Source organism: Micromonospora sp. TSRI0369 (genome assembly GCF_001905625.1).
In the GTDB taxonomy this organism is placed as follows: domain Bacteria; phylum Actinomycetota; class Actinomycetes; order Mycobacteriales; family Micromonosporaceae; genus Micromonospora; species Micromonospora echinospora_A.
This window is the reverse complement of record NZ_LIVU01000001.1, coordinates 28720-50682: the sequence shown is the minus strand read 5'-3', so window position 1 is coordinate 50682 and position 21963 is coordinate 28720. Positions and strand designations below refer to the sequence as shown.

The following is a 21963-nucleotide window of genomic DNA, read 5'->3' as shown; positions in this document are numbered from 1 at the left end:
GGTCCCTTTTCGCGTACGGGAGCAGCCGGTCGGTGCCGAACCGGGTGACGTTACAGCGATCAGCTTGACGTTTGCTGTGAACAGGAGGAAGGTATGCCTGCCCTAAGTTAGCGACGACGGAGCAGCTGATGTTCGCCACGTACCTGATCGGCCTGCGCGAAGGTCTGGAAGCGACACTTGTGGTCAGCATCCTCGTCGCGTTCCTCGTGAAGTCGCAGCGGCGGGACCGGCTGCCGCAGGTCTGGGCCGGCGTCGGCCTGGCCGTGGCGCTCTCCGTCGGCTTCGGCTCCCTGATCCAGTACACCTCGACCTCGCTGCTGCGCACGTACGAGTCGCGCGAGATGTTCGAGGCGGTCACCTCGATCGCCGCAGTGGTCTTCGTGACCTGGATGATCTTCTGGATGCGCCGGGCTGCCCGCACCATCGCGGGCGAGCTGCGCGGCAAGCTCACCGACGCGCTCGCGGTCGGCTCCCTGGCGGTCGCCGGCATGGCGTTCCTCGCGGTGATCCGGGAGGGACTGGAGACCGCGCTCATCTTCTACGCCGCAGCGGAGAGCGTGGCCGGCGGCACCGGGCCCGGTTCGCTGCTCGCCCTGGCCGGTGGTGTCGCCACCGCAGTGGTGATCGGATTCCTGCTCTACCGCAGCGCGGTCCGGATCAACCTGAGCCGGTTCTTCACCTGGACCGGGGCGCTGCTCATCCTGGTGGCCGCCGGCATCCTCAAGTACGGCGTGCACGACTTCCAGGAGGCGGGCGTCCTGCCCGGCCTGAACGACCTGGCCTTCGACATCTCCACCACGCTCGACCCGAACACCTGGTACGGCGCGCTGCTCGCCGGCATGTTCAACATCACCGCCGCGCCGACGGTGCTGGAGCTGATCGCCTGGGTCGCGTACGCGGTGCCGGTGCTCGTGCTCTTCCTGCGCAAGCCGGCCCAGCCCGCGAAGCCGGCCCGGCCCGCCGAGCCCGCAGCCGACACGCCCACCGCGCCGGCCGACGTCGCCGCTGTTCCGTCCCCCCGCGCCTGACCCGTCCGTTTCCGAGGAGACCCGCACGATGCGTACCACTCGATTCGTCGCGCCCGCCGCCGCCGGGCTGCTCGCCGTCGCCGGACTGGCCGGCTGCGGGGGCGGTGACGACGCCGACGCCACGAGCGGCGGGCCGATCGCCGTCAAGGCCACCGACACCGTCTGCGAGGTCGGCGACACCGAGATCGACGCCGGGCAGGTCACGTTCAAGGTGACGAACAACGGCTCCAAGGTCAACGAGTTCTACGTCTACGCCGCCGGTGACCGGGTGATGGGCGAGGTGGAGAACATCGCCCCCGGGCTCAGCCGGGAGCTGCGCGTCGAGCTGTCCGCCGGCACGTACGAGACGGCCTGCAAGCCCGGGATGAGCGGCCGGGGCATCCGGGGCGCGCTGAAGGTCAGCGGCACCGCCGCGACTGTCGCCCCTGATGCCGCGCTGACCCAGGCCACCGAGAGCTACCAGCGGTACGTGCGCAGCCAGACCGCCGCGCTGCTGACGAAGACCGAGGAGTTCGTGGCGGCGGTCAAGGCGAACGACGTGGCCAAGGCCAAGGCGCTGTACCCGGTGGCCCGCACCTACTGGGAGCGGATCGAGCCGGTCGCGGAGAGCTTCGGCGACCTCGACCCGAAGATCGACGGCCGCGAGGAGGTGGTCGAGGAGGGGATGGAGTTCACCGGCTTCCACCGGATCGAGAAGGATCTCTGGACCACCGGCGACGTCAGCTCCGACGGCGCGATCGCCGACCAGCTCCTGGTCGACGTCAAGGCGATCGTGGCCAAGGCGGACGCCGAGAAGCTCACCCCGCTCCAACTCGCCAACGGCGCCAAGGCGCTGCTCGACGAGGTCGCCAGCGGCAAGATCACCGGTGAGGAGGAGCGGTACTCGCACACGGACCTCTGGGACTTCAACGCCAACCTGGAGGGCTCCAAGGCGGCGATCGCCGCGCTGCGCCCGGCCCTGGAGCAGCGCGCGCCCGACCTGATCAAGCAGCTCGACAGCGAGTTCGCGAACGTGGAGACCACGCTCGGGCGGCACCGGGCCGGCGACGGCTGGAAGCTGCACACCCAGCTCACGAAGACCGAGCTGAAGGAGCTGTCGGACGCGGTGAACGCCCTGGCCGAGCCGGTCAGCAAGGTCGCGGCGGCAGTCGCGCGATGACCGGCCCGGCCGACGGTGACGCCACGAGCGAGCCGAACACGCAGCGCTCCGGCCGGGGCGTCTCCCGCCGCCGGGCGATCACCCTGGCCGGCGTCGGCGTGGCCGGAGTCGCCGGGGTGGCGGGCGGCGCGGGCGCGCTGCTCGCCGGCGGGAACGAGGCGTCGGCGACCGGATCGGCCGCCGGTTCCGTGCCGTTCCTCGGCGAGCACCAGGCCGGCATCACCACCCCGGCCCAGGACCGGCTGCACTTCGTCGCGTTCGACGTGGTCGCCAAGGACCGGGACCGGCTGGTCGCCATGCTCCAGGAGTGGACCGCCGCGGCGGCCCGGATGACCGCCGGCAAGGACGCCGGGGTGATCGGCGCGGTCGGCGGCATGCCCGAGGCCCCGCCGGACGACACCGGCGAGGCGCTCGGACTGCCCCCGTCGCAGCTCACCCTCACCGTGGGCTTCGGGCCGACGCTGTTCCGCGACGCGCAGGGCCGGGACCGCTTCGGCATCGCGGCCCGGCGTCCGGCCGCCCTGGCCGACCTGCCGCACTTCGCCGGGGACGCACTGAAGCCGGAACTGTCCGGCGGGGACATCTGCGTCCAGGCGTGCGCCAACGACCCGCAGGTCGCGGTGCACGCCATCCGCAACCTCGCCCGGATCGGCATGGGCGTGGTGAGCGTCCGCTGGTCGCAGCTCGGCTTCGGGCGTACCTCGTCGACGTCACGGGACCAGGCCACGCCGCGCAACCTGTTCGGCTTCAAGGACGGCACCGCCAACCTCAAGGCCGAGGACGCCGGCCTGCTGCGCGACCAGCTCTGGGCGCAGCCCGGCGACGGCCCGGACTGGATGACCGGCGGCTCCTACCTGGTCACCCGGAAGATCCGGATGCTGATCGAGACGTGGGACCGCAGCCCGCTGGCCGAACAGGAGATGATCGTCGGCCGGACCAAGGGCAGCGGCGCCCCGCTCGGCCGCCGGGACGAGTTCGACGAGCCGGACTTCGCCGCGAAGGGCGACGACGGCGAGCCGCTCATCGCCGACACCGCGCACGTGCGGCTGGCCCACCCGGATCAGAACGACGGCGCCCGCCTGCTGCGCCGCGGCTACAACTTCGTGGACGGCTCGGACGGGCTGGGCCGGCTCGACGCCGGGCTGTTCTTCATCGCCTACCAGCGCGACCCGCGCCGCCAGTTCGTGCCGATCCAGACCCGGCTGGCCCGCAACGACGCGATGAACGAGTACCTGCGGCACGTCTCCAGCGGCCTGTTCGCCTGCCCGCCCGGCCTCCGCGACGCGGCCGACTGGTGGGGGCGCGCGCTGTTCTCCTGAGGCCGGCTCAGCGGCGTACCGGATCGGGTGCGACCTGCGGCGCGGCGGGCCGCAACCGGCCCGCGCCCGGCCCGGCGGGATCCGGCCCGGCCGCACCCGGCACGACGGCGGGCACCGGGACCAGCTCCGGCCAGAGCGTGGCGGCGACCGCCCGGCTGCGGCCCAGCCGGTGCGCGGCCCGTCGCCCCCGCTCGGCGAGCACCGCCGACAGATACGCCCAGTCCGGCGCGGCCCACGGCGGAGGCGGCGAGGTGACCGCCGCGACCTCCGTCCACAACCCCCGGCCCAGCCGGAGCCGCTCCGGTTCGGCGAGCTGGGGCAGCCGGTCCAGGTACTGCCGGACGGCCAGCGCCAGCCCGTCGTCGAGACGGGTCAGGTCGAGCGTGGCGGCCCAGGCCAGCAGCGGCGGCGCGGCCGGCGGCAGCGGCCGCCACAGCGCGGCGCCCCGGGTGTGCACCACGAGCGTGCCGGCGACCAGGTCGCCCAGCCGGCGTCCGCGCGGGTCGGTGAGCATCACCGTGACGCTCGCCGCCCAGCTCAGCAGCGGCAGCACCAGCCCGGGCCACTCCACCGCGACGCCGACGAGTGCCCGGGTCAGCGACTGGCCCACCCCCACCGGGCCGCCGTCGGCCCGGACCACCCGCAGCCCGACGGCCAGCTTGCCCACCGTCCGGCCACCGGCGAAACGTTCCATCACCACCGGGTAGCCGATCAGCACCAGCACCAGGAGCACGATCTGGAGCGCGCCGGCCAGGGCGGCGTCGAGGAAGTCCCCGAGCAGGGCGAGCGCCACCATCCCCAGCACCACGCCGAGCACGAGCGCCAGGACGAGCTGGATCACCGCGTCGATCAGCAGCGCCAGCACCCGGGAGCCCAGCCGGGCCGCCCGGACGTCCAGCTCCACCGCCTCGCCGCTGACCAGACCGGCGTCGGCCCATCGGGGCGGTGGGGGAGGTTGCGCGCGCACCCCGACAGTGAACACCATGTACGCCGAACGGGGGAGGGCGAGTGGATCTCGACGCGTACGTGGCCGAGCACAACGCCGAATGGCGGCGGCTGGAGTACCTGACCGGGCGGCGTCGTCTCGACGCGGCCGAGGTCGACGAGCTGGTGGCGCTCTACCAGCGCAGTGCCACGCACCTGTCCGCGTTGCGTGCCCGGGCGCCCGAGCCGGCGCTGGTGAACCGGCTGTCCCACCTGGTCCTCGCGGCCCGGGCCCGGGTCACCGGCCGTCCGCGGTTCTCCTGGGCGGCGGTGGGCCGGTTCCTGGTGGCCGACCTGCCCGCCGCCCTCTACCGGGCCTGGCCGTGGTGGTGCGGCGTGGCCACCGGGTTCAGCCTGCTCACCGCGTTCCTCATCTGGTTCGTCGCCGAAAACCCGGACACCGCCGCCGCGTTCGTCGGCGACGAGGCCGCCCGGGAACTCGTCGACTCCGGTTTCGCCGGCTACTACACCGAGTTCGCCGCGCCCACGTTCGCGTTCCACCTGTGGACGCACAACGCCTGGCTGGCCGCCCAGTGCCTGGCCGCCGGGGTGCTCGTGGTGCCGGTGCTCTGGCTGCTGTGGCAGAACGCGCTGAACATCGGCGTGGTCGGCGGCGTGATGGTCGCCTACGGCCGGGCGGACGTCTTCTTCGGCCTGATCACGCCGCACGGCCTGCTGGAGCTGACCGGGATCTACGTCGCCGCCGGGGTCGGACTGCGTACCGCCTGGGCCTGGATCGCCCCGCCCGCGGACCTCGGGCGGGGCCGGGCGGTCGCCGAGGCGGGACGGCTCGCCGTCGTGGTGGCGGCCGGTCTGGTCGGCCTGTTCGCGGTCTCCGCGCTGGTCGAGGCGTTCGTCACCCCGGCGCCGCTGCCGGTCGCGCTCCGGGTGGCCGCCGGGGCCGCGGTGTGGCTGGCCTTCCTCGCGTACGCGCTGGTGCTCGGCCGGCGCGCGGTCAGAGCTGGCCGAGGGACTTGAGCCGCAGGTAGGTGTCCGCGACGGCCGGCGCGAGTTGGTGCGCCGGCACGTCCACCACTGTCACCCCGTAGCGGGACAGCGCGGCGCGTACCCGGTCCCGTTCGGCCAGCGCCCGCCACGCCGACGCGGCCGCGTACGGGTCGTCCGGGCCCCTCGGGGTGGCAGTGGCGAGCCTGCTCAGCACCGGGTCGCTGCCGGCGGCCAGCACCACCCGGTGCCGGGTCGCCAGCCGGGGCAGCACCGGCAGCAGTCCTTCGCCGATCGCGCCCGCCTCCAGCGCCGTGAACAGCACCACCAGGCTGCGCTGCCGCTCCCGGCGCAGCACCTCGCCGGCGATCAGCTCGAAATCGGTCTCGGCAAGCGTCGGCTCCAGCGGCGCCACCGCCTCGACCAGCCGGGCGAGCAGGGCCGGACGGCCGCTGCCGGTCACCCGGGCCCGGATCTCGGTGTCCGCCGCCAGCAGGTCCACCCGGTCACCGGCGCGGGCCGCGAGCGCGGTGAGCAGCAGCGCCGCGTCGATAGCGGTGTCCAGCCGGGGCTCGTCGCCCAGCCGGACCGCCGAGGTGCGGCCGGTGTCCAGCACGCAGACCAGGCGCCGGTCCCGTTCCGGGCGCCAGGTGCGGACCAGGATGTCGGCGCGACGGGCGCTGCCCCGCCAGTCGATCGAACGGACGTCGTCGCCCACCGCGTACTCGCGCAGCGTGTCGAACTCGGTGCCGTGGCCGCGCCCCCGGGTCACCTGCACGCCGTCGATGACCCGCAGCCGGGCCAGCTTCTCCGGCAGGTGCCGGCGGGAGTCGAACCGGGGCAGCACCCGCAGCGTCCACGGCGGTGTGGCGGGCTGCCCGGCGCGCTGCCGGGCACCCAGGCGCATCGGCCCGAACGAGCGTACGGTCAGCGCCACCGTGGGCCGGTCGCCGCGCCGGGTCGGGGTGAGCCGGACCGGCAGCGTGGCGCTGCCGCCGGGCGGCACGGTGAGCAGGCGCTGCGGCGGCACGTCCGGGCGCGCCCCGGCCGACGGCACCCAGGCGTCGCGCACCTGTGCGTACAGCGTGTGGTGGGTGGGGTTGGTCAGGTGCAGCGTGACGGTGGCGGTGCCGCCGAGCCGCACCGTCCGGTCGCCGGAGCGGGTCACGGTGAGCGCGTGCGGCGGAGCGGCCATCGCCCGGTCGAGCGCCACCAGCAGCAGCACCGCGACGGTCAGCACGGCCACCCCGAGGAACGGCGCCGGCCAGAACGGCAGCGTCAGCGCGCCCACGCCGAGCAGCAGACCCGCCCGCCAGGTCATCGCGGCGTCGGCACGGTGGCCAGCACGGAGTCCAGCACCGCGTCCACCGTCACGCCCTCCAGCTCCGCCTCCGGGCGCGGCCGCAGCCGGTGCCGCAGCGTGGGCCGCGCCACCGCCTTCACGTCGTCCGGCGTGACGTGGTCCCGGCCGGCCAGCCAGGACCACGCCTTGGCGGTGTTCAGCAGCGCGGTGGCGCCCCGAGGCGACGCGCCCAGCTCCAGCGCCGGGGCGGAGCGGGTGCCCCGGCACAGGTCCACGATGTAGCCGAGCACCGGCTCGGCCACGTGCACCCTCTGCACCTCGGCCCGGGCGGCGGCCAGGTCCGCCGCGCCGGCCACCGGGCGTACGCCGGCGGCACGCAGGTCGCGCGGGTCGAAGCCGGCGTGGTGCGCGCGGAGCACGCCCAGCTCCTCCTCCCGCTCCGGCAGCGGCACCGTCAGCTTGAGCAGGAAGCGGTCGAGCTGCGCCTCGGGCAGCGGGTAGGTGCCCTCGTACTCGACCGGGTTCTGGGTGGCCGCGACGATGAACGGGTCGGGCAGCGGGCGGCGCTCGCCCTCGACGGAGACCTGACGCTCCTCCATCACCTCCAGCAGCGCCGACTGCGTCTTGGGCGGGGTGCGGTTGATCTCGTCGGCGAGCAGCAGGTTGGTGAAGACCGGCCCCTCCCGGAACGTGAACGCGGCGGTGCGCTGGTCGAAGATCAACGAGCCGGTGACGTCACCCGGCATCAGGTCGGGGGTGAACTGCACCCGCTTGGCGTCCAGGTCGAGCGCGGCGGCCAGCGTCCGCACCAGCAGCGTCTTGGCCACCCCCGGTACGCCCTCCAGCAGCACGTGCCCCCGGCAGAGCAGCGCGATCACCAGACCGGTGACCACGGCGTCCTGCCCGACGACTGCCTTGGCCACCTCGGCGCGCAGCCGGTGCAGGGCGGCGCGGGCGCCGGACGGGGCGGTGGTCGTGACAGGTCCGGTCACCGGGTGTCTCCTTCGCTCGGATGCGGGGCCAGGGTACGGGTCAGGGCGTCCAGTTCGCGGGCCAGCTCCAGCAGCTCGCGGTCCTTCTCCGGGGCGGGGCCGTAGAGCAGCTCGGCCACCCGTTCCGGGTCGGCGCCCGCGCGCGCGGCGATCACGGCGGCCACCTCGTCGTCGGGCGTGTCCGGGGGCAGGTTGAGCCGGGGCAGCAGCCGGTCCAGCGCGGCGGCGCGCAGCGTCTCGGCGACAGTGCCCCGGGCGCCCGCCCGGCGGTAGAGCCGCGCACGGCCGCGTACCGTCTCGGCGGACCGGACGGTCACCGGGAGCGGCTCCGACACCGGTGGCCCGAGGCGGCGGGCCCGCCAGAGCACGACGAGCAGCCCGGCCAGGGCGAGCTGCGCCAGGAGGGCCCAGAACCACTGCGGGAACGCGCCCCAGAGCGGGTTCTCCCACGGCGGGTCGGCGCGATCGGGCGGTTCGGACCGTTCCGACCGGCCGCTGCCGCCCGGCGCGGGCTGCTCGGTGAAGGGCTCCGCGGACCAGCTCGGGCGGGTCGGGGCCGGTACCGGCTCGGGCAGGTCGAGCCAGACGAGCGGGCGGTTCCCGCCGAGCAGACCGGTCGCGAGGGCTTCGTTTCCCCACTCGTCGATCCGGTCGTTGCGGAACGGGTCGCTGGCGCCGGCCAGCACCACCTCGACCCGGCCGGGGGCGCGCAGCAGCGCGCCGCCGTAGCAGTGGTCGACCTCGGGCGGCCCGGCGTAGCGCTGCAGGTCGATCGCGGCGGCGCCGGCCCGGACCGCCTCGGGCAGCGGGCACGGCGTGCCGTCCGCGTCCGGCGGCACGGCCCGCGCGGCCCAGCGGCGGGTGGCCGCCTCGGCCGGCGTGTCCAGCCCGGCGAGCACCCGCGGCGAGGGCTCGACAAGCACCAGACGACTGCCCGGGGGCAGGGCGATCAGGCGGTCGACGAGGTCCGGGTGCACCAGTCCGGGCGCGGGCAGGAAGACGGTGCTGGGCGCGATGCCGGCGGTTTGCAGCATCCCGTCGAACGTCGTCTCCCGGCGCAGCGACACGCCCTGCGCGCGCAGCGCCTCGGCGAGCCGGCTGCCGCCGTCGTCGTCGGTGGCGACCGGGGAGAGGAAGCCGGGCTCGTCGGTGTCGGGCCGGTCGACGGCGTGCAGCACGAGCGTGGTCACGATCAGCAGCACGGCCAGCCCGAGCGGGACGAGCAGCCGGTGCCGCCGACGGCGCGGCGCCGCCGCGGTGGCCGTGTCCGCCGAGGTCACTGTGGTGGCGGTCATCGCGGCTCCTCCCCGGTCAGCTCGCGACGCAGGTCGGCGGCGAGTTCGCGCATCCGACGGTCGTGCGCGGCGGTGGCGGGGCGCTGGGCGTACCAGAGGTCGGAGAAGATCGCCCCGGCGGTGTGCAGCGTCGGCCGCACCTGCGGCCGGGCGCGGGCCGCCGCCTCGGTCAGCTCGACGACTGTGAGCCCGGGGCGGGGCTCCACGACGTGCCGCACGACCAGGAGCCGGACCATCTCGCGCAGCCGTTCCCGGACCGCCTCGGCGTACCGGCCCTCGGCCGCGAGCCGATCGGCCAGCCCGGGCGCGTCGGCCGCGACGGCGTCCGGGGTCCGGGGCGCGGGCACCCGTACCGGCGGCGGGTCGGAGCGGCGGCGGCGCGCCGGCCGGCGCAGGCGGGGCAGCCGCAGCCGTGGCAGGCGTGGCCGGCGCAGCCGGGGCAGCCTGAACCGGGGCAGCCGCCGGGGCACCCAGGCCGGGAAGAAGTACCAGGCCAGGGCGGTGAGCAGCGCGACCGCCAGCAGAATCAGCGCGGCCAGCGGCAGCGGCAGCAGGTCACCGAGGGCCGCCACCGTCTCGGTCCACCACCGGCTCACCGCTGCGCCGCCAGCAGGGCCGGTTCCGGTACGCCGGCCGGCGCCCGCGAGAGCCGGATGTCCAGCCCTTCGGTGCGGATCCGGGTCTCCAGGTGCAGCACCGCGTCCAGGCAGGCCAGCGCCGGGTACGCCAGCGCGTTCACAGCGGCGAAGGCGGCGACCGTCACCGGCAGCGCCCAGGCGGACACGTCGAACAGACCCAGCATGCCGAGACCGTGGTAGACGCCCAGCCCGATGCCGAGCCGGATCAGCCACCAGCCCAGATAGCCCAGCAGCCGGACGGCGGCGGCCCGCGCGCTCACCCGGCCCGCCAGGCGGATCGCCCGCCACGGCGCCCGGTGTCCGGGCACCCCGTCCAGCACCAGCACCGGCACCACCAGGCCGAGCAGCCCGTACGCCAGGAACCAGCCCGGCCCGGTCAGGGCGGCGAGCGCGACGACGGGGCCGATCGCGACGGCGGCCAGCACCGCTACGCCGGGGCGGGAGCCGCGCAGCAGCTCGGCCGGCCCGGGACGGCGTCCCAGCAGGGCCGCGCCGGCGCCGCGCGCGGCCGGGCCGCCCAGCAGCGCGATGATCGCCGCCTCGGTGCCGGCGCCGGTCGCCAGCAGCAGCCAGTACCAGGGCAGCGGGTCACCGGTGTCCGCCGGCCACCACTGGGGCGGGTCGGCCTCGGCCAGCAGCCGCAGCGGGTGCAGCACCGCCTGCTCGGCGAGGGCCAGCAGGAGGGCGAGCGGGACGAGCACCCGGGCGTGGTCGCGCAGCAGCAGAACTGCCGCGTCGAGCAGTTCGCCGACGGTCAGCGGACGGCGCGGCAGCACCGCGGTCGGGCCGGCGTCGGGCACGCGTACTCCTGGGCATGCAGGGCGGAGGTGGCGGGCGGTGCGGCGCCCGAGGGATCATGGTTGCACGGCGGGTCCGCATCCGGTGGACCCGTCCGCCTCGACGCGCCACGCTGGGCGGCCACGCCGACTGCTGTGGTGCGCGGGCCCGCTCGGCGCTACCGTGCCGTGGAGACGCCGAACCCTCCAGACGAACGGGGATGGAACGATAAACCCCATGAGAGCCCGGGTACTCGTGGTCGACGACGACCCCGCCCTCGCCGAGATGCTCGGCATCGTGCTGCGCAGCGAGGGCTTCGTGCCGTCCTTCGTCGCGGACGGCGAACGGGCGTTGGCCGCCTTCCGCGACAACCGACCCGACATCGTCCTGCTCGACCTGATGCTCCCCGGCATGAGCGGCATCGACGTGGCCCGCGCCATCCGGGGCGAGTCCGGCGTGCCGATCGTGATGCTGACCGCCAAGAGCGACACCGTCGACGTGGTGCTCGGCCTGGAGTCCGGGGCCGACGACTACGTGGTCAAGCCGTTCAAGCCCAAGGAGCTGGTGGCCCGGATGCGGGCCCGGTTGCGCCGGGGCGAGGACGTGGCCCCGGAGATGCTGACGATCGGGCCGCCCGGCAACCAGATCACCATCGACGTGCCGGCCCACACGGTCAGCCGCGACGGCGACGAGGTGAAGCTGACACCGCTGGAGTTCGACCTGCTGGTCGCGCTCGCCCGCAAGCCGCGCCAGGTCTTCACCCGCGAGGTGCTGCTGGAGCAGGTCTGGGGCTACCGCCACGCCGCCGACACCCGCCTGGTGAACGTGCACGTGCAGCGGCTGCGCGCCAAGATCGAGCCGGATCCGGAGCGACCCGAAATCATCCTGACCGTGCGGGGCGTGGGTTACAAGGCGGGTACCGGATAGCCTGGTCAGCACTGTGGTGACCACCCCGCTGCCGGACACGCCGACCCCCGAGACCCGCCGGTTCCACGCCGTGCGGGCGCTCTGGCTCGCCCTGAGTGGCCGGGTCGCCCGGCTGGTGGCCGCGGTGCACCAGGCCTGGCGGCGGTCGCTCCAGGTCCGTGTGGTCACCATCACGCTGGTGACGTCGAGTCTCCTGGTGGGCGGTTTCGCCTACCTGATCGCTGACAAGATCACCAGCATCCTGCTGGAGAACGCCGAGACCGACGTGCGGCTGCGGCTGAGCAACGGCAGCGAGTACGCGGCCAAGCAGTTCAACCTCTACAGCCAGCCACAGGAGGCGCAGCTCCAGAACACCATCGACGGCACCGTGAACTACCTGGCCGGTGGCGACCCGACGCAGACCAGCGGCGTCGTGGTGGCGATCACCGCCGACAACTTCGCCGAGTTCATCGAGCCGCGTACCACGCCCGAGGTGCCGGTGGGCACGGTGATCGGCGACGAGCTGCGAGCCACCGTGGCCTCCGGCAAGGTCGCCCACCAGATCCGCACCGGCTCGCTCGGCGGCGAGCGCACCAAATACCTGGTCTACGGCTCCCCGGTGCCCACCAAGTTCGGGCAGGTCGAGCTCTACTACCTCGTACCCCTGGCCCGGCAGGATGCGACGGCGGCCGACGCCCGGGCCACGGTGGTCGCCACCGGCGTCGCGCTCGTGCTCCTGCTCGGCCTGCTCGCCGCCCTGGTCACCCGCCTGGTGGTGACCCCGGTACGGGTGGCCGCGCGCACCGCGCAGCGGCTCTCCGCCGGCCTGCTCGACCAGCGCATGGTGGTCTCCGGCGAGGACGACCTCGCCCTGCTGGCCGCCTCGTTCAACCAGATGGCGACGAACCTGCAACGGCAGATCCTGCGCCTGGAGGAGATGTCCCGGCTGCAACGCCGGTTCACCTCCGACGTCTCGCACGAGCTGCGCACGCCGTTGACCACGGTCCGGATGGCCGCCGATCTGATCTTCGCCGAGCGGGACGAGTTCGACCCGGCGGTGGCCCGCAGCGCCGAGCTGCTCCAGGCCGAGCTGGACCGGTTCGAGGAACTGCTCACCGACCTGCTGGAGATCAGCCGGTTCGACGCCGGTTTCGCGGTGCTGGACAGCGAGCCCACCGACCTGGTGCCGGTGGTGCACCGCGTGACCGAGCGGCTGGCCGGGCTGGCCGAGCGGGTCGGGGTCACGATCGAGCTGGACCTGCCGGACACTCCGGTGATCGCCGAGGTCGACCCCCGGCGCGTCGAGCGGGTGCTGCGCAACCTCGTCGGCAACGCGGTCGAGCACGGCGAGGCCAAACCGGTACGGATCACCCTGGGTCAGGACCGCAGCGCGGTGGCGATCACCGTGCGCGACCACGGCGTTGGTCTCAAGCCGGGGGAGGAGAAGCTGGTGTTCAACCGCTTCTGGCGGGCCGACCCGTCGCGTGCCCGGCAGACCGGCGGCACCGGGCTCGGCCTGTCGATCAGCCTGGAGGACGCCCGCCTGCACGGCGGCTGGCTGGAGGCGTGGGGCGCGCCCGGCCAGGGCGCCCAGTTCCGGCTCACGCTGCCGGCCCGGGCCGGGGACCGGCTCACCACCTCCCCGCTGCGGCTGGTGCCGGCCGACGCCACGGTGCCGTTCGGTGGTCCCCGCGACGGCGGCCTGCTCGCCATCGGCCCGGGTGCCGGCGCCGGGGCGTTGAGCGTGGAACCCGCCGCCGACGGCGACCGGGCGGAGGTCCGGCCGTGAGCCGCCGCGCCCTGGCCCTGCTGCTGGCCGGCGCCCTGCTTCCGGCCGCGCTCGTCGGCTGCGGCATCCCGGGTGAGACCGACGTCCAGGTCGACGGGTCGGTGCCGGCCGCGCAGGGCGGGGCGCTCAACGGCAGCGCGGCCCGGCCGCCCGAACCGGCCGACAGCAGCGAGCCGGTGCCGTTCATCGAGAACTATCTGCGGGCGGCGGCGGCCGGGGAACGCGACCAGGCGTACGCCCGGGCCCGCAAGTTCCTCGCCGAGGAGTCCCGCGACCTGCTCCCGGGCAAGCCGCAGACCAGCGAGGTCGAGCTGACAGTGGTGCGGCTGCGGGAGAAGCCGGAGAGCACGCCGCCGAACAACCAGGGCACCAGCACCGTGACGCTCAAGGTGCAGCAGGTCGGCGTGCTGCGGGCCGACGGCACGCTCGGCCCGCCGGTGGCCAGCGACACGCAGTACGTCTTCGAGCTGCGCCGGGCCGAGCCGGCCGGGACCGGACTGCTGATCACCGAGGCGCCGAACGTGCTGCTGGCGAGCGACTCGGCGATGCGTGAGTACTACCAGGCCCGCACCGTCTACTTCTGGAACTCGGACCAGACCCGGCTGGTGCCGGACCAGCGCTATCTGCTCTCCGCGGCGCCGACCGAGCGGGGGATCACCGAGGTGATGAGGTGGCTGGCGGACCGCCCCTCGGACTGGCTGGCCGCCGGGGTGACCGGGCTGCCCGAGGGCACCCAGTTGATCAACAACGCGACCGGGACGAACGGGCACTGGGAGATCAACCTGAACATGCCCGGGGCCAACGAGCAGCGACTGAACCGGCTCGGCACCCAGCTGGCCTGGTCGCTGTCGGACCTGGACGGCACGGTCGACCTCAAGATCCAGAACCAGAAGCGGCTGACCGTCGACCTTCAGCGGGAGCGCGTCTCGGCCGCCGCGTACCCGCGCGGGGCGAACCCGATGCGGCTGGGCGTCTACGACGGGGCCGTACGCCCGCTGGCCTTCGGCAACGAGCCGCGGGCCGCCGTGCCGCTGCCGGCGGAGGAGAACCGCAACGTGGTCTCCGCCGCGCTCGCCCGCGCCGAGGACCAGGTGCTGGCCGCGCTCGTGGTGACCGGGACGGACAACCGCAAGCGGCTCAAGGTGGGCGCCGGCGCGGAGCCGGTGGCCACGCTCACGGCGAGCGACCGCACGTTCCGCGCGATGAGCCGTCCGACGTGGCTGCGGTCGCTGAACAAGGCCCGGCCGGGTGGTCTGGTGGCGGCCGACGGGCGGCTCTACCGGTTCGACGGGGTGGGCGGGATGAGTGAGATCCCGCTGTCCGTCCCCGGCCCGGTGACCGCCGTCTCCGGCTCCCTCGAAGGCCACCGGATCGCCCTGGTCAGCGGTGGCGCGCTCTACGTCGCCGCGGTGAGCGTCGACGGTGGCGTGGTGCGCCTGGGACAGCCCCGCCGGGTGACCACGCTGCTCACCGGCGTGACGGTGGTGGACTGGGTGGCGCAGAACGAACTGGCGCTGGCCGGCAACGAGGCGGACCGGCGCTCGGCGATCCACCAGCTCAGCGTCGACGGCGTCTGGGAGACCCCGCTGGCGGTGGAGATCGGCGCCCCGGTCACCCAGCTCGCCGGCTACCCGGGCGGCAGCGACCGGGGCCTGGCCGCGTTCTCGTTCATGTTCGAGACGGACGGAGCGGCCTGGCGGAACAACCCGTTCGACTTCGTCAAGCGGGAACAGGTGCTCGACGTTCCGGCGGGCAGCCGGGCGACCAACCCGACCGCCCCGTTCTTCCTCTACTGAGCTGCCCGTGCGTGACCTGGGCGGGCTCTGGTCGGACCTGACCGACCTGGTGCTGCCCGCCGGGTGCGCCGGCTGCGGCACCGGATCGGCGCGGCTGCGGCAGGGTTTCTGCCCCGCCTGCGTACGCGAACTGGAGTCGCTGCGTCCCGCGCCGGCCCGGCCCGATCCGGCCCCACCCGGCCTGCCGCCCTGTGTCGCGCTCGGCCCGTACGGCGGGGCGCTGCGCGAGGCGCTGCTCGCGTACAAGGAACGGGGCCGGCACGGGCTGGCCCGGCCGCTGGGCGCGCTGCTGGCGGAGGTGGTCGCCGAGGCGGTGGGGCAGCCCGGCCCGGTGACGCTGGTGGCGGTGCCGGACACCGCCCGCGCCGCCCGGGCCCGCTACGGCGACCACCTGGACCGGCTGGTCCGTCCGGCGGCGGCCCGGCTGCGCGCGGCCGGCTGGCCGGTACGCGTGCTGCGACCGCTGCGGGCGCTGCCCCGGCCCGACTCGGTGACGCTCGACAGCGCCGGACGGGCCACCGCGGCCGAGGCCGCGTTCCGGCTGCGCCGCCCGCCTGCCGGGCACCGGCCGGCCGGGACGGTGGTGCTGCTCGACGACATCGTCACCACCGGCGCGACGCTGGCGGCCGTGAGCCGGATGTTGCACCGCGCGGGAATGACGCCAAAGGCCGCGGCCGTGCTCGCCGCAACGCAAAAGCGGCACCTTCGGTGACGCTTCGTGTATCCGTTTCACCCCATGGTGTATGAGGTGTTAAATTCCGCAACCCCTTTCGGCAACCAGGGGTGACGGTTGGCGGTACAGGAGTTAGCGTTTCGGTGTCGGGGGTAGAGAGGATGCCAACCTTCCCCCGGCGCTGGAAGGAGGCGTAGCCGAACACCACCGGTCGACGCCGAGCGGGGCCCTCCCGGGCGGGTCGACCGGATTCTCCGGACCGAACGACCGTCCGAACAAGGGAGGTCACGTGGACATCGTGGTCAAGGGCCGTAACGTCGAAGTGCCGGACCATTACCGGGTGCACGTAGCCGAGAAGCTCGCGAAGATCGAACGCTACGACCAGAAGCTCATTCGCGTGGACGTCGAGTTGTTCCACGAGCGCAATCCACGCCAGGCGGACCACTGCCAGCGAGTGGAGATCACCTGCGTCACGCGCGGCCCGGTGATCCGGGCCGAGGCCTGCACGAGCGACTTCTACAGCGCGCTCGACGCCGCAATCGCCAAGTTGGACACCCGCTTCCGCCGCGCTGCGGACCGCCGCCGGGTGCACCGGGGACGGCACGCGCCGATCTCCGTGGCCGCCGCGACCGCCGGGCTGCCGGTGGCCGACCTCGACGGGCCCGGCCTGGCGGCGCGCGACGGCCACGGCGCCGCCACCGCTGTCGCCGAACGTCCCGACGAGGACGGTTACGTCGAACCCGACGACCAGCCGTGGCACATCGCCCGGGCGAAGGTCCACCCCGCCGAACCGATGACCGTCGACGACGCGCTGTTCCAGATGGAACTGGTCGGCCACGACTTCTACCTGTTCCAGGACAAGGAGTCCGGCCGCCCGAGCGTGGTCTACCGGCGGCACGCGTACGACTACGGGATCATCCAGCTCGACGCGTGACCCCTTGACCGGTGACGGGCCCCCACGCACGCGTGAGGGCCCGTCCTCAGTTCTCGTCGGTGGCGAGCCGGCCGTAGACCACCGAGTCGACCCGGGCGCCGTCCGGGCCGGGCAGCCGCCCGCGCAGCAGCCCTTCCCGCCGGAAACCGGCCCGCTCCAGCACGCGTTGCGAGGCGACGTTGTCCGGCCGGGTGCCGGCCCAGAGCCGGGCCACCCCGATGCCGAACGCCCACCCGGCGACCAGCCGGACCGTACGGGCGGCCAGCCCGCGCCCGCGCGCCTCGGGCAGCAGGCTGTAGCCGAGCATGGCCTGTCCGGTGCCCGGCTCGTCGTAGAACAGCGCGCATCCGCCGACGACAGTGCCGGTGGCCGCGTCGAGGATCGCCAGGTCGGCGGCCTCGCCGGCGAGCCAGCGGCTCGCCGCCAGCCGGCAGCGCCGCGCCAGCGCCGCCCGCTGCGGCGTCACCGGCGGCACCCGGTTCGCCACCACCTCCGGCAGCGAGTGCAGGCGGTACATCGCGTCGGTGTCCGCCGGCTCCACCGGGCGCAGCGTCACCACGCCGTCGGTGAGCCGGCCGCCGGGCAGGTCCGGCAGCAGACGGGGGACCGGCCCGGGCGGGTCGTCGGCAAGCCGCACCCAGGCGATCAGATCCTCGCGTACGCCGCCGGCGCTCGCGCCCGCCGCCCGGCGTACCCCCTCGTGCCGGTAGCCGCAGGCGAGCGCGATCCGCTGGCTCGGCACGTTCTCCGTGCGGGTGAGCAGCTCCAGCCGGGCCGCCCCGGCGGCGAACGCCCGTTCGGTCAGCAGCCGGGTGGCGGCTGTGGCCACGCCCCGGCCGCGCGCCGCAGGACCCACCCAGTAGCCGATCTCGTAGCTCGCCCGCTCCGCGCTGAGCCGGCTCAGACCGATGCTGCCGAGCAGCCGGTCGGTGGCCGGGTCGGCGATCGTGTACGCGGCCCCGCCCGCCGCCCACGCGGCCGGCGAGCCCTCGGTGATCCACCAGCGGGCCGCGTCGGCGTCGTACGGGTCGGGCAGCAGGGGCATGAACCGGCGGGTCTCCGGGTCGGCGCACCCGGCCACCATGTCCGGCACGTCCGCAAGGTGGCACGGCCGCAGCCGGACGCCGTACCCCTCGATCGTCTCCGGGCTCACACCAGGTCCTCCGGCAGCAGCGCGCCGATCCACGCGTCCTGGCGCTCGCCGCGGTGCTGGACGCCGCCGCGCAGCGTGCCCTCGACGGTGAAGCCGGCCTTCTCGGCGGCCCGCCGCGACGCGGTGTTGCCCACGTTGGCCCGCCACTCGATCCGGGCCAGGCCGAGCGTGGTGAAACCCCAGGCGCAGAGCGCGGTGAGCGCGGCCGGCAGGTAACCCCGGCCGCGGGCGTGCGGCGCGGTCATGTAGCCCACGTCGGCCACCAGCGGGTCGTTGGGCAGGATGCGCAGGTCGATCGAGGCGACGTAGCTGTCGTCCGGGTCGGCCACGGCGAACGTCGCGGCGGTGCCCCGGGCCCAGGCCGGGCGGACCAGGTCGCGCAGGAAGCCCTCGGCGTGCTCCGGCCGGTACGGGTGCGGCACGGTGGTCCAGCGCACCGTCTGCTCGTCCTGGCAGGTGCGGGTCACCTCGGGCAGGTCGCGCTCCTCCAACGCGCGCAGCCGCAGCTCGGTGCCCCCGGCGGTGGCGAACAGGACCGGCTGCGGCCGGCCGAAGACCGCCGCGCGGCGGGCCTGGAGCGTGTCCGGACCGTAGGGGACCGGGTCGCCGGGAGCGGCGACCTCGCCGGGGAACAGGGAGCCGATCCAGCCCTCCGGACGGCCGCCCTCGGCGGGGTGGGCCAGCCGCAACTCGCCCTCGATCCGGAAACCGGCGCGCAGCGCGACGAGCCGGGAGGCGTGGTTGCCGATCTCGGCCTGCCAGGTGAGCCGACGCAGCTTGAGCGCGTCGAACGCCCAGCGGGCGAGCGCGCGAGTCGCGCGGACCGCGACGCCGCCGCCCCGGGCCCACGGCGTGGTCCAGTAGCCGACCTCGGCCGAGTCCAGCTCGCGGTCCACGGAGACCAGGCCGCACGAGGCGAGCAGCTCACCGGTGGTGGCGTCGCAGACCGCGAACGGGGCGCCGGTGCCCTCGGCCCAGGCGGTCGCGCTGAACGTGGTCACGAACTCGGCGGCGTGCCCGGGCAGGTACGGGCGAGGTACGGTGGTCCAGCGCTGGATGTCCGGATCCTGGCAGGCACGGTGCACCGCGTCCGCGTCCTCCGCGCGCCAGGGGCGCAGCAACAGGCCGTCCTCGATGATCTCCACAGGCTCCATTCGAGCCATCGTGCCGGATCGTTCGCGCACGGCGTAACCCGATTAGCGGCCGGTGGCGCACGGTCGCGGCGTTATGTCGGGTTCCGGAGCCCGGACCGCCGCCACCAGTGACCATCGTCGCCTCCGAGCGCCTACGATGGTTCGAGACCGTCTAGGGGAGCGTTGATCCGTGTCGATTCTGGAAAAGTTCCTTCGCGCCGGCGAGGGCCGCATGGTGCGTCGGCTGAAGGCCATCGCTGCCGCCGTCAACTCGATCGAGGACGACTACGTCAACCTCAGCGACGACGAGCTGCGCGACATGACCGACCAGTTCAAGGAGCGGCTCGAGGATGGCGAGACCCTCGACGACCTGCTGCCCGAGGCGTTCGCGGTGTGCCGTGAGGCCGCCTCGCGGGTGCTCGGCCAGCGCCCCTACGACGTCCAGGTGATGGGTGGCGCGGCGCTGCACTTCGGCAACATCGCCGAGATGAAGACCGGTGAGGGCAAGACGCTCACCTCGGTCATGCCCGTCTACCTGAACGCGCTCGCCGGCAAGGGCGTGCACGTGATCACGGTGAACGACTACCTGGCCGAGCGCGACGCCGCCTGGATGGGCCGGGTGCACGAGTTCCTCGGCCTGCGCGTCGGCGTGGTGCTGCCCAACCGGCCCGCCACCGAGCACCGCGCGGCCTACGAGTGCGACATCACCTACGGCACGAACAACGAGTTCGGCTTCGACTACCTGCGCGACAACATGGCCTGGTCGAAGGACGAGCTGGTTCAGCGCGGCCACTTCTTCGCCGTGGTCGACGAGGTCGACTCGATCCTGATCGACGAGGCGCGTACCCCGCTGATCATCTCCGGTCCGGCCGAGCACTCCGCCCGGTGGTACCAGGAGTTCGCCACGTTGGTGGCCCGGCTCCAGCCCGGCACCGACGGCGAGGGCGACTACGAGGTCGACTACGCCAAGCGCACCATCGCGATCACCGAGCGCGGCGTCGCCAAGGTGGAGGACCGCCTCGGCATCGACAACCTCTACGAGTCGGTGAACACCCCGCTCGTCGGCTACCTGAACAACGCGATCAAGGCCAAGGAGCTCTACAAGCGCGACAAGGACTACATCGTCAACGACGGTGAGGTCCTGATCGTCGACGAGTTCACCGGCCGCATCCTGCACGGCCGCCGCTACAACGAGGGCATGCACCAGGCGATCGAGGCCAAGGAGGGGGTGGAGATCAAGCAGGAGAACCAGACCCTGGCCACCATCACCCTCCAGAACTACTTCCGCCTCTACGAGAAGCTCTCCGGCATGACCGGTACCGCCCAGACCGAGGCGGGCGAGTTCAACAAGGTCTACAAGGTCGGCGTCGTGACCATCCCGACGCACCGGCCGATGGTCCGGCTCGACCGGCCCGACGTCATCTACAAGACCGAGAAGGCCAAGTTCAACGCCGTCGTCGAGGACATCGCCGAGCGGCACGAGCAGGGCCAGCCGGTGCTGGTCGGCACCGTCTCGGTGGAGAACTCCGAGATCCTGTCGCACATGCTGCGCCGCCGCGGCATCCCGCACTCGGTGCTGAACGCGAAGTTCCACGCCAAGGAGGCGGAGATCGTCGCGCAGGCCGGGCGCAGGGGCGCGGTCACCGTCGCGACCAACATGGCCGGCCGCGGTACGGACATCCTGCTCGGCGGCAACCCCGAGTTCCTCGCCGCGAACGAGCTCCGCCAGCGCGGGCTCGACCCGGTCGAGCAGCCGGAGGAGTACGCCAAGGCGATGGAGGAGATCCTCCCGACCTGGAAGCAGGCGTGCGACACCGAGGCGGAGGAGGTCGCCGCCGTCGGCGGCCTGTACGTGCTGGGCACCGAGCGGCACGAGTCCCGCCGGATCGACAACCAGCTGCGCGGTCGCGCCGGCCGGCAGGGTGACCCGGGCGAGTCCCGCTTCTACCTGTCGCTGCAGGACGAGCTGATGAAGCGCTTCCGGGCCGGCGCGGTCGAGGCGGTGATGGACCGCTTCAACATCCCGGAGGACGTGCCCATCGAGTCGAAGATGGTCACCCGCCAGATCAGGAGCGCCCAGGCCCAGATCGAGGGCCAGAACGCCGAGATCCGCAAGAACGTCCTCAAGTACGACGAGGTGCTGAACAAGCAGCGCCAGGTGATCTACGCCGAGCGCCTCCGAGTGCTCAACGGCGAAGACCTGTCCGACCAGGTCCGCAACATGATCGACGACGTGGTGACCGCGTACGTGGTCGGCGCGACGAGCGACGGCTACGCCGAGGACTGGGACCTCGACCAGCTGTGGTCGAGCCTGAAGCAGCTGTACCCGGTCGGCATCACCGTCGAGGAGCTGGAGGAGGAGGTCGGCTCCCGCTCGGGCATCGACCAGGACTTCCTGCTCGCCCGCCTCAAGGAGGACGCGCACGCCGCGTACGACCGGCGCGAGGAGAGCCTCGGCGAGGAGGCGGTGCGCCAGCTCGAGCGGATGGTCCTGCTCCAGGTGATCGACCGTAAGTGGCGCGAGCACCTCTACGAGATGGACTACCTCCAGGAGGGCATCAGCCTGCGGGCGTACGCCCAGCGTGACCCGGTCATCGAGTACCAGCGCGAGGGCTTCGACATGTTCGCCTCCATGATGGACGGCATCAAGGAGGAGACGGTCGGCTTCCTCTACAACCTGGACGTGCAGGTCGAGGAGGCCGAGCCGGAGGCCGAGCAGGTGGAGCTGCTGGAGAAGCCGGTGGAGATCCGGGCCAAGGGTCTCAACCGCGCGCCGCAGCAGCAGGGCCTGCAGTACTCCGCCCCCGCGGTGGATGGCGAGGCCGGTCGCGGCGTCCCGGTGATCGAGCGGCCGGAGCAGCAGGCGCCGGCGCTCGGCATCGGCCAGCAGTCGGAGCGTCCTGCCGCCTCCACGCCGCGTCGGGCGCCGGCCGGGGCGAGCGGCCAGGCGGTCGCGGCGAGCACCGCCCGGCGGGCCGCCCCGGGCCAGGTCGACGGCGGCGAGGGCCCGTCCCGTAACGCGCCCTGCCCGTGCGGCTCGGGCCGTAAGTACAAGCGCTGCCACGGCTCGCCCAACGGCGGCAACTGACCCCGAACAAGCGCCCCGACGGGCCCCGGCCTTCCGGCCGGGGCCCGTCGC

The 21963-nt window shown here is 73.9% G+C and carries 18 protein-coding genes; 10 read left to right on the top strand and 8 right to left on the bottom strand.

Features of this window, described 5'->3' with window-relative positions; all coding sequences use genetic code 11:
• Window positions 1–128 precede the first annotated feature (128 nt).
• Genes efeU through efeB form a run of 3 tightly spaced genes read left to right on the top strand, consistent with a single transcriptional unit; the run spans window position 129 to window position 3506 of the window.
• Window positions 129–1028 carry an iron uptake transporter permease EfeU gene (gene efeU / locus AMK25_RS00230; protein WP_073824695.1) on the top strand — a complete coding sequence of 300 codons (900 nt, stop codon included), beginning with the start codon at window positions 129–131 and terminating at the stop codon, window positions 1026–1028.
• A gap of 28 nt (window positions 1029–1056) precedes the next feature.
• Window positions 1057–2187: an iron uptake system protein EfeO gene (efeO, locus tag AMK25_RS00225; RefSeq protein WP_073824691.1), complete on the top strand. Its 1131-nt coding sequence runs from the start codon at window positions 1057–1059 to the stop codon at window positions 2185–2187.
• Window positions 2184–3506, top strand: coding sequence for an iron uptake transporter deferrochelatase/peroxidase subunit (gene efeB / locus AMK25_RS00220; RefSeq protein WP_073824687.1), 1323 nt, complete (start codon window positions 2184–2186; stop codon window positions 3504–3506). The genes efeO and efeB overlap by 4 nt, the downstream gene beginning before the upstream one ends.
• A 7-nt stretch (window positions 3507–3513) precedes the next feature.
• Here the strand turns inward: efeB and AMK25_RS00215 are convergent, their stop codons facing one another.
• Entirely contained in the window at window positions 3514–4473 is a 960-nt protein-coding gene (locus AMK25_RS00215) for an RDD family protein (RefSeq protein WP_241826200.1), read from the bottom strand.
• A 41-nt stretch (window positions 4474–4514) separates the two neighbouring features.
• Here AMK25_RS00215 and AMK25_RS00210 point away from each other — a divergent pair, with 41 nt between their 5' ends.
• The gene (locus tag AMK25_RS00210; protein ID WP_073824680.1) at window positions 4515–5468 is read left to right on the top strand and encodes a stage II sporulation protein M; all 954 of its coding nucleotides are present in this window, start codon (window positions 4515–4517) and stop codon (window positions 5466–5468) included.
• Here the strand turns inward: AMK25_RS00210 and AMK25_RS00205 are convergent.
• Genes AMK25_RS00205 through AMK25_RS00185 form a run of 5 tightly spaced genes read right to left on the bottom strand, consistent with a single transcriptional unit; the run spans window position 5446 to window position 10463 of the window.
• Window positions 5446–6756: a DUF58 domain-containing protein gene (locus tag AMK25_RS00205; protein WP_073824677.1), complete on the bottom strand. Its 1311-nt coding sequence runs from the start codon at window positions 6754–6756 to the stop codon at window positions 5446–5448. The two genes, AMK25_RS00210 and AMK25_RS00205, sit on opposite strands and share 23 nt — an antisense overlap.
• Window positions 6753–7730 (bottom strand): AAA family ATPase, encoded by a 978-nt coding sequence (locus AMK25_RS00200; RefSeq protein ID WP_030501401.1) that lies wholly within the window; start codon window positions 7728–7730, stop codon window positions 6753–6755. Before AMK25_RS00200 ends, AMK25_RS00205 begins: the two co-directional genes overlap by 4 nt.
• Complete coding sequence (locus tag AMK25_RS00195; RefSeq protein ID WP_073824674.1) at window positions 7727–9025, bottom strand: DUF4350 domain-containing protein; 1299 nt, start codon at window positions 9023–9025, stop codon at window positions 7727–7729. Before AMK25_RS00195 ends, AMK25_RS00200 begins: the two co-directional genes overlap by 4 nt.
• Window positions 9022–9621, bottom strand: coding sequence for a DUF4129 domain-containing protein (locus AMK25_RS00190; protein WP_073824671.1), 600 nt, complete (start codon window positions 9619–9621; stop codon window positions 9022–9024). The genes AMK25_RS00195 and AMK25_RS00190 overlap by 4 nt, the downstream gene beginning before the upstream one ends.
• On the bottom strand, window positions 9618–10463 hold the full coding sequence (locus AMK25_RS00185; protein ID WP_073824667.1) for a hypothetical protein: 846 nt from the start codon (window positions 10461–10463) through the stop codon (window positions 9618–9620). The genes AMK25_RS00190 and AMK25_RS00185 overlap by 4 nt, the downstream gene beginning before the upstream one ends.
• Window positions 10464–10677: 214 nt before the next feature.
• Here AMK25_RS00185 and mtrA point away from each other — a divergent pair, with 214 nt between their 5' ends.
• From mtrA to hpf, 5 genes are all read left to right on the top strand, one after another.
• Window positions 10678–11367, top strand: coding sequence for an MtrAB system response regulator MtrA (gene mtrA, locus AMK25_RS00180; protein ID WP_030501405.1), 690 nt, complete (start codon window positions 10678–10680; stop codon window positions 11365–11367).
• Between the two features lie 28 nt (window positions 11368–11395).
• A complete protein-coding gene (mtrB, locus tag AMK25_RS00175) occupies window positions 11396–13135 on the top strand; it encodes an MtrAB system histidine kinase MtrB (protein ID WP_073827006.1) in 1740 nt (579 codons plus the stop codon).
• Window positions 13132–14931: an LpqB family beta-propeller domain-containing protein gene (locus AMK25_RS00170; RefSeq protein ID WP_073824660.1), complete on the top strand. Its 1800-nt coding sequence runs from the start codon at window positions 13132–13134 to the stop codon at window positions 14929–14931. The genes mtrB and AMK25_RS00170 overlap by 4 nt, the downstream gene beginning before the upstream one ends.
• Window positions 14932–14938: 7 nt before the next feature.
• A complete protein-coding gene (locus AMK25_RS00165) occupies window positions 14939–15643 on the top strand; it encodes a ComF family protein (RefSeq protein WP_073824657.1) in 705 nt (234 codons plus the stop codon).
• A gap of 250 nt (window positions 15644–15893) precedes the next feature.
• Window positions 15894–16538, top strand: a complete 645-nt coding sequence (gene hpf / locus AMK25_RS00160; RefSeq protein ID WP_073824654.1) for a ribosome hibernation-promoting factor, HPF/YfiA family — start codon at window positions 15894–15896, stop codon at window positions 16536–16538.
• A gap of 46 nt (window positions 16539–16584) precedes the next feature.
• On the opposite strand, the gene AMK25_RS00155 is transcribed toward hpf, so the two are convergent.
• Window positions 16585–17691: a GNAT family N-acetyltransferase gene (locus tag AMK25_RS00155; RefSeq protein ID WP_073824650.1), complete on the bottom strand. Its 1107-nt coding sequence runs from the start codon at window positions 17689–17691 to the stop codon at window positions 16585–16587.
• Complete coding sequence (locus tag AMK25_RS00150; RefSeq protein WP_073824646.1) at window positions 17688–18845, bottom strand: GNAT family N-acetyltransferase; 1158 nt, start codon at window positions 18843–18845, stop codon at window positions 17688–17690. The genes AMK25_RS00155 and AMK25_RS00150 overlap by 4 nt, the downstream gene beginning before the upstream one ends.
• Before the next feature lie 169 nt (window positions 18846–19014).
• Between AMK25_RS00150 and secA the strand changes: the two genes are divergently transcribed.
• Window positions 19015–21912: a preprotein translocase subunit SecA gene (gene secA, locus AMK25_RS00145; protein WP_073824643.1), complete on the top strand. Its 2898-nt coding sequence runs from the start codon at window positions 19015–19017 to the stop codon at window positions 21910–21912.
• Window positions 21913–21963: the final 51 nt, after the last annotated feature.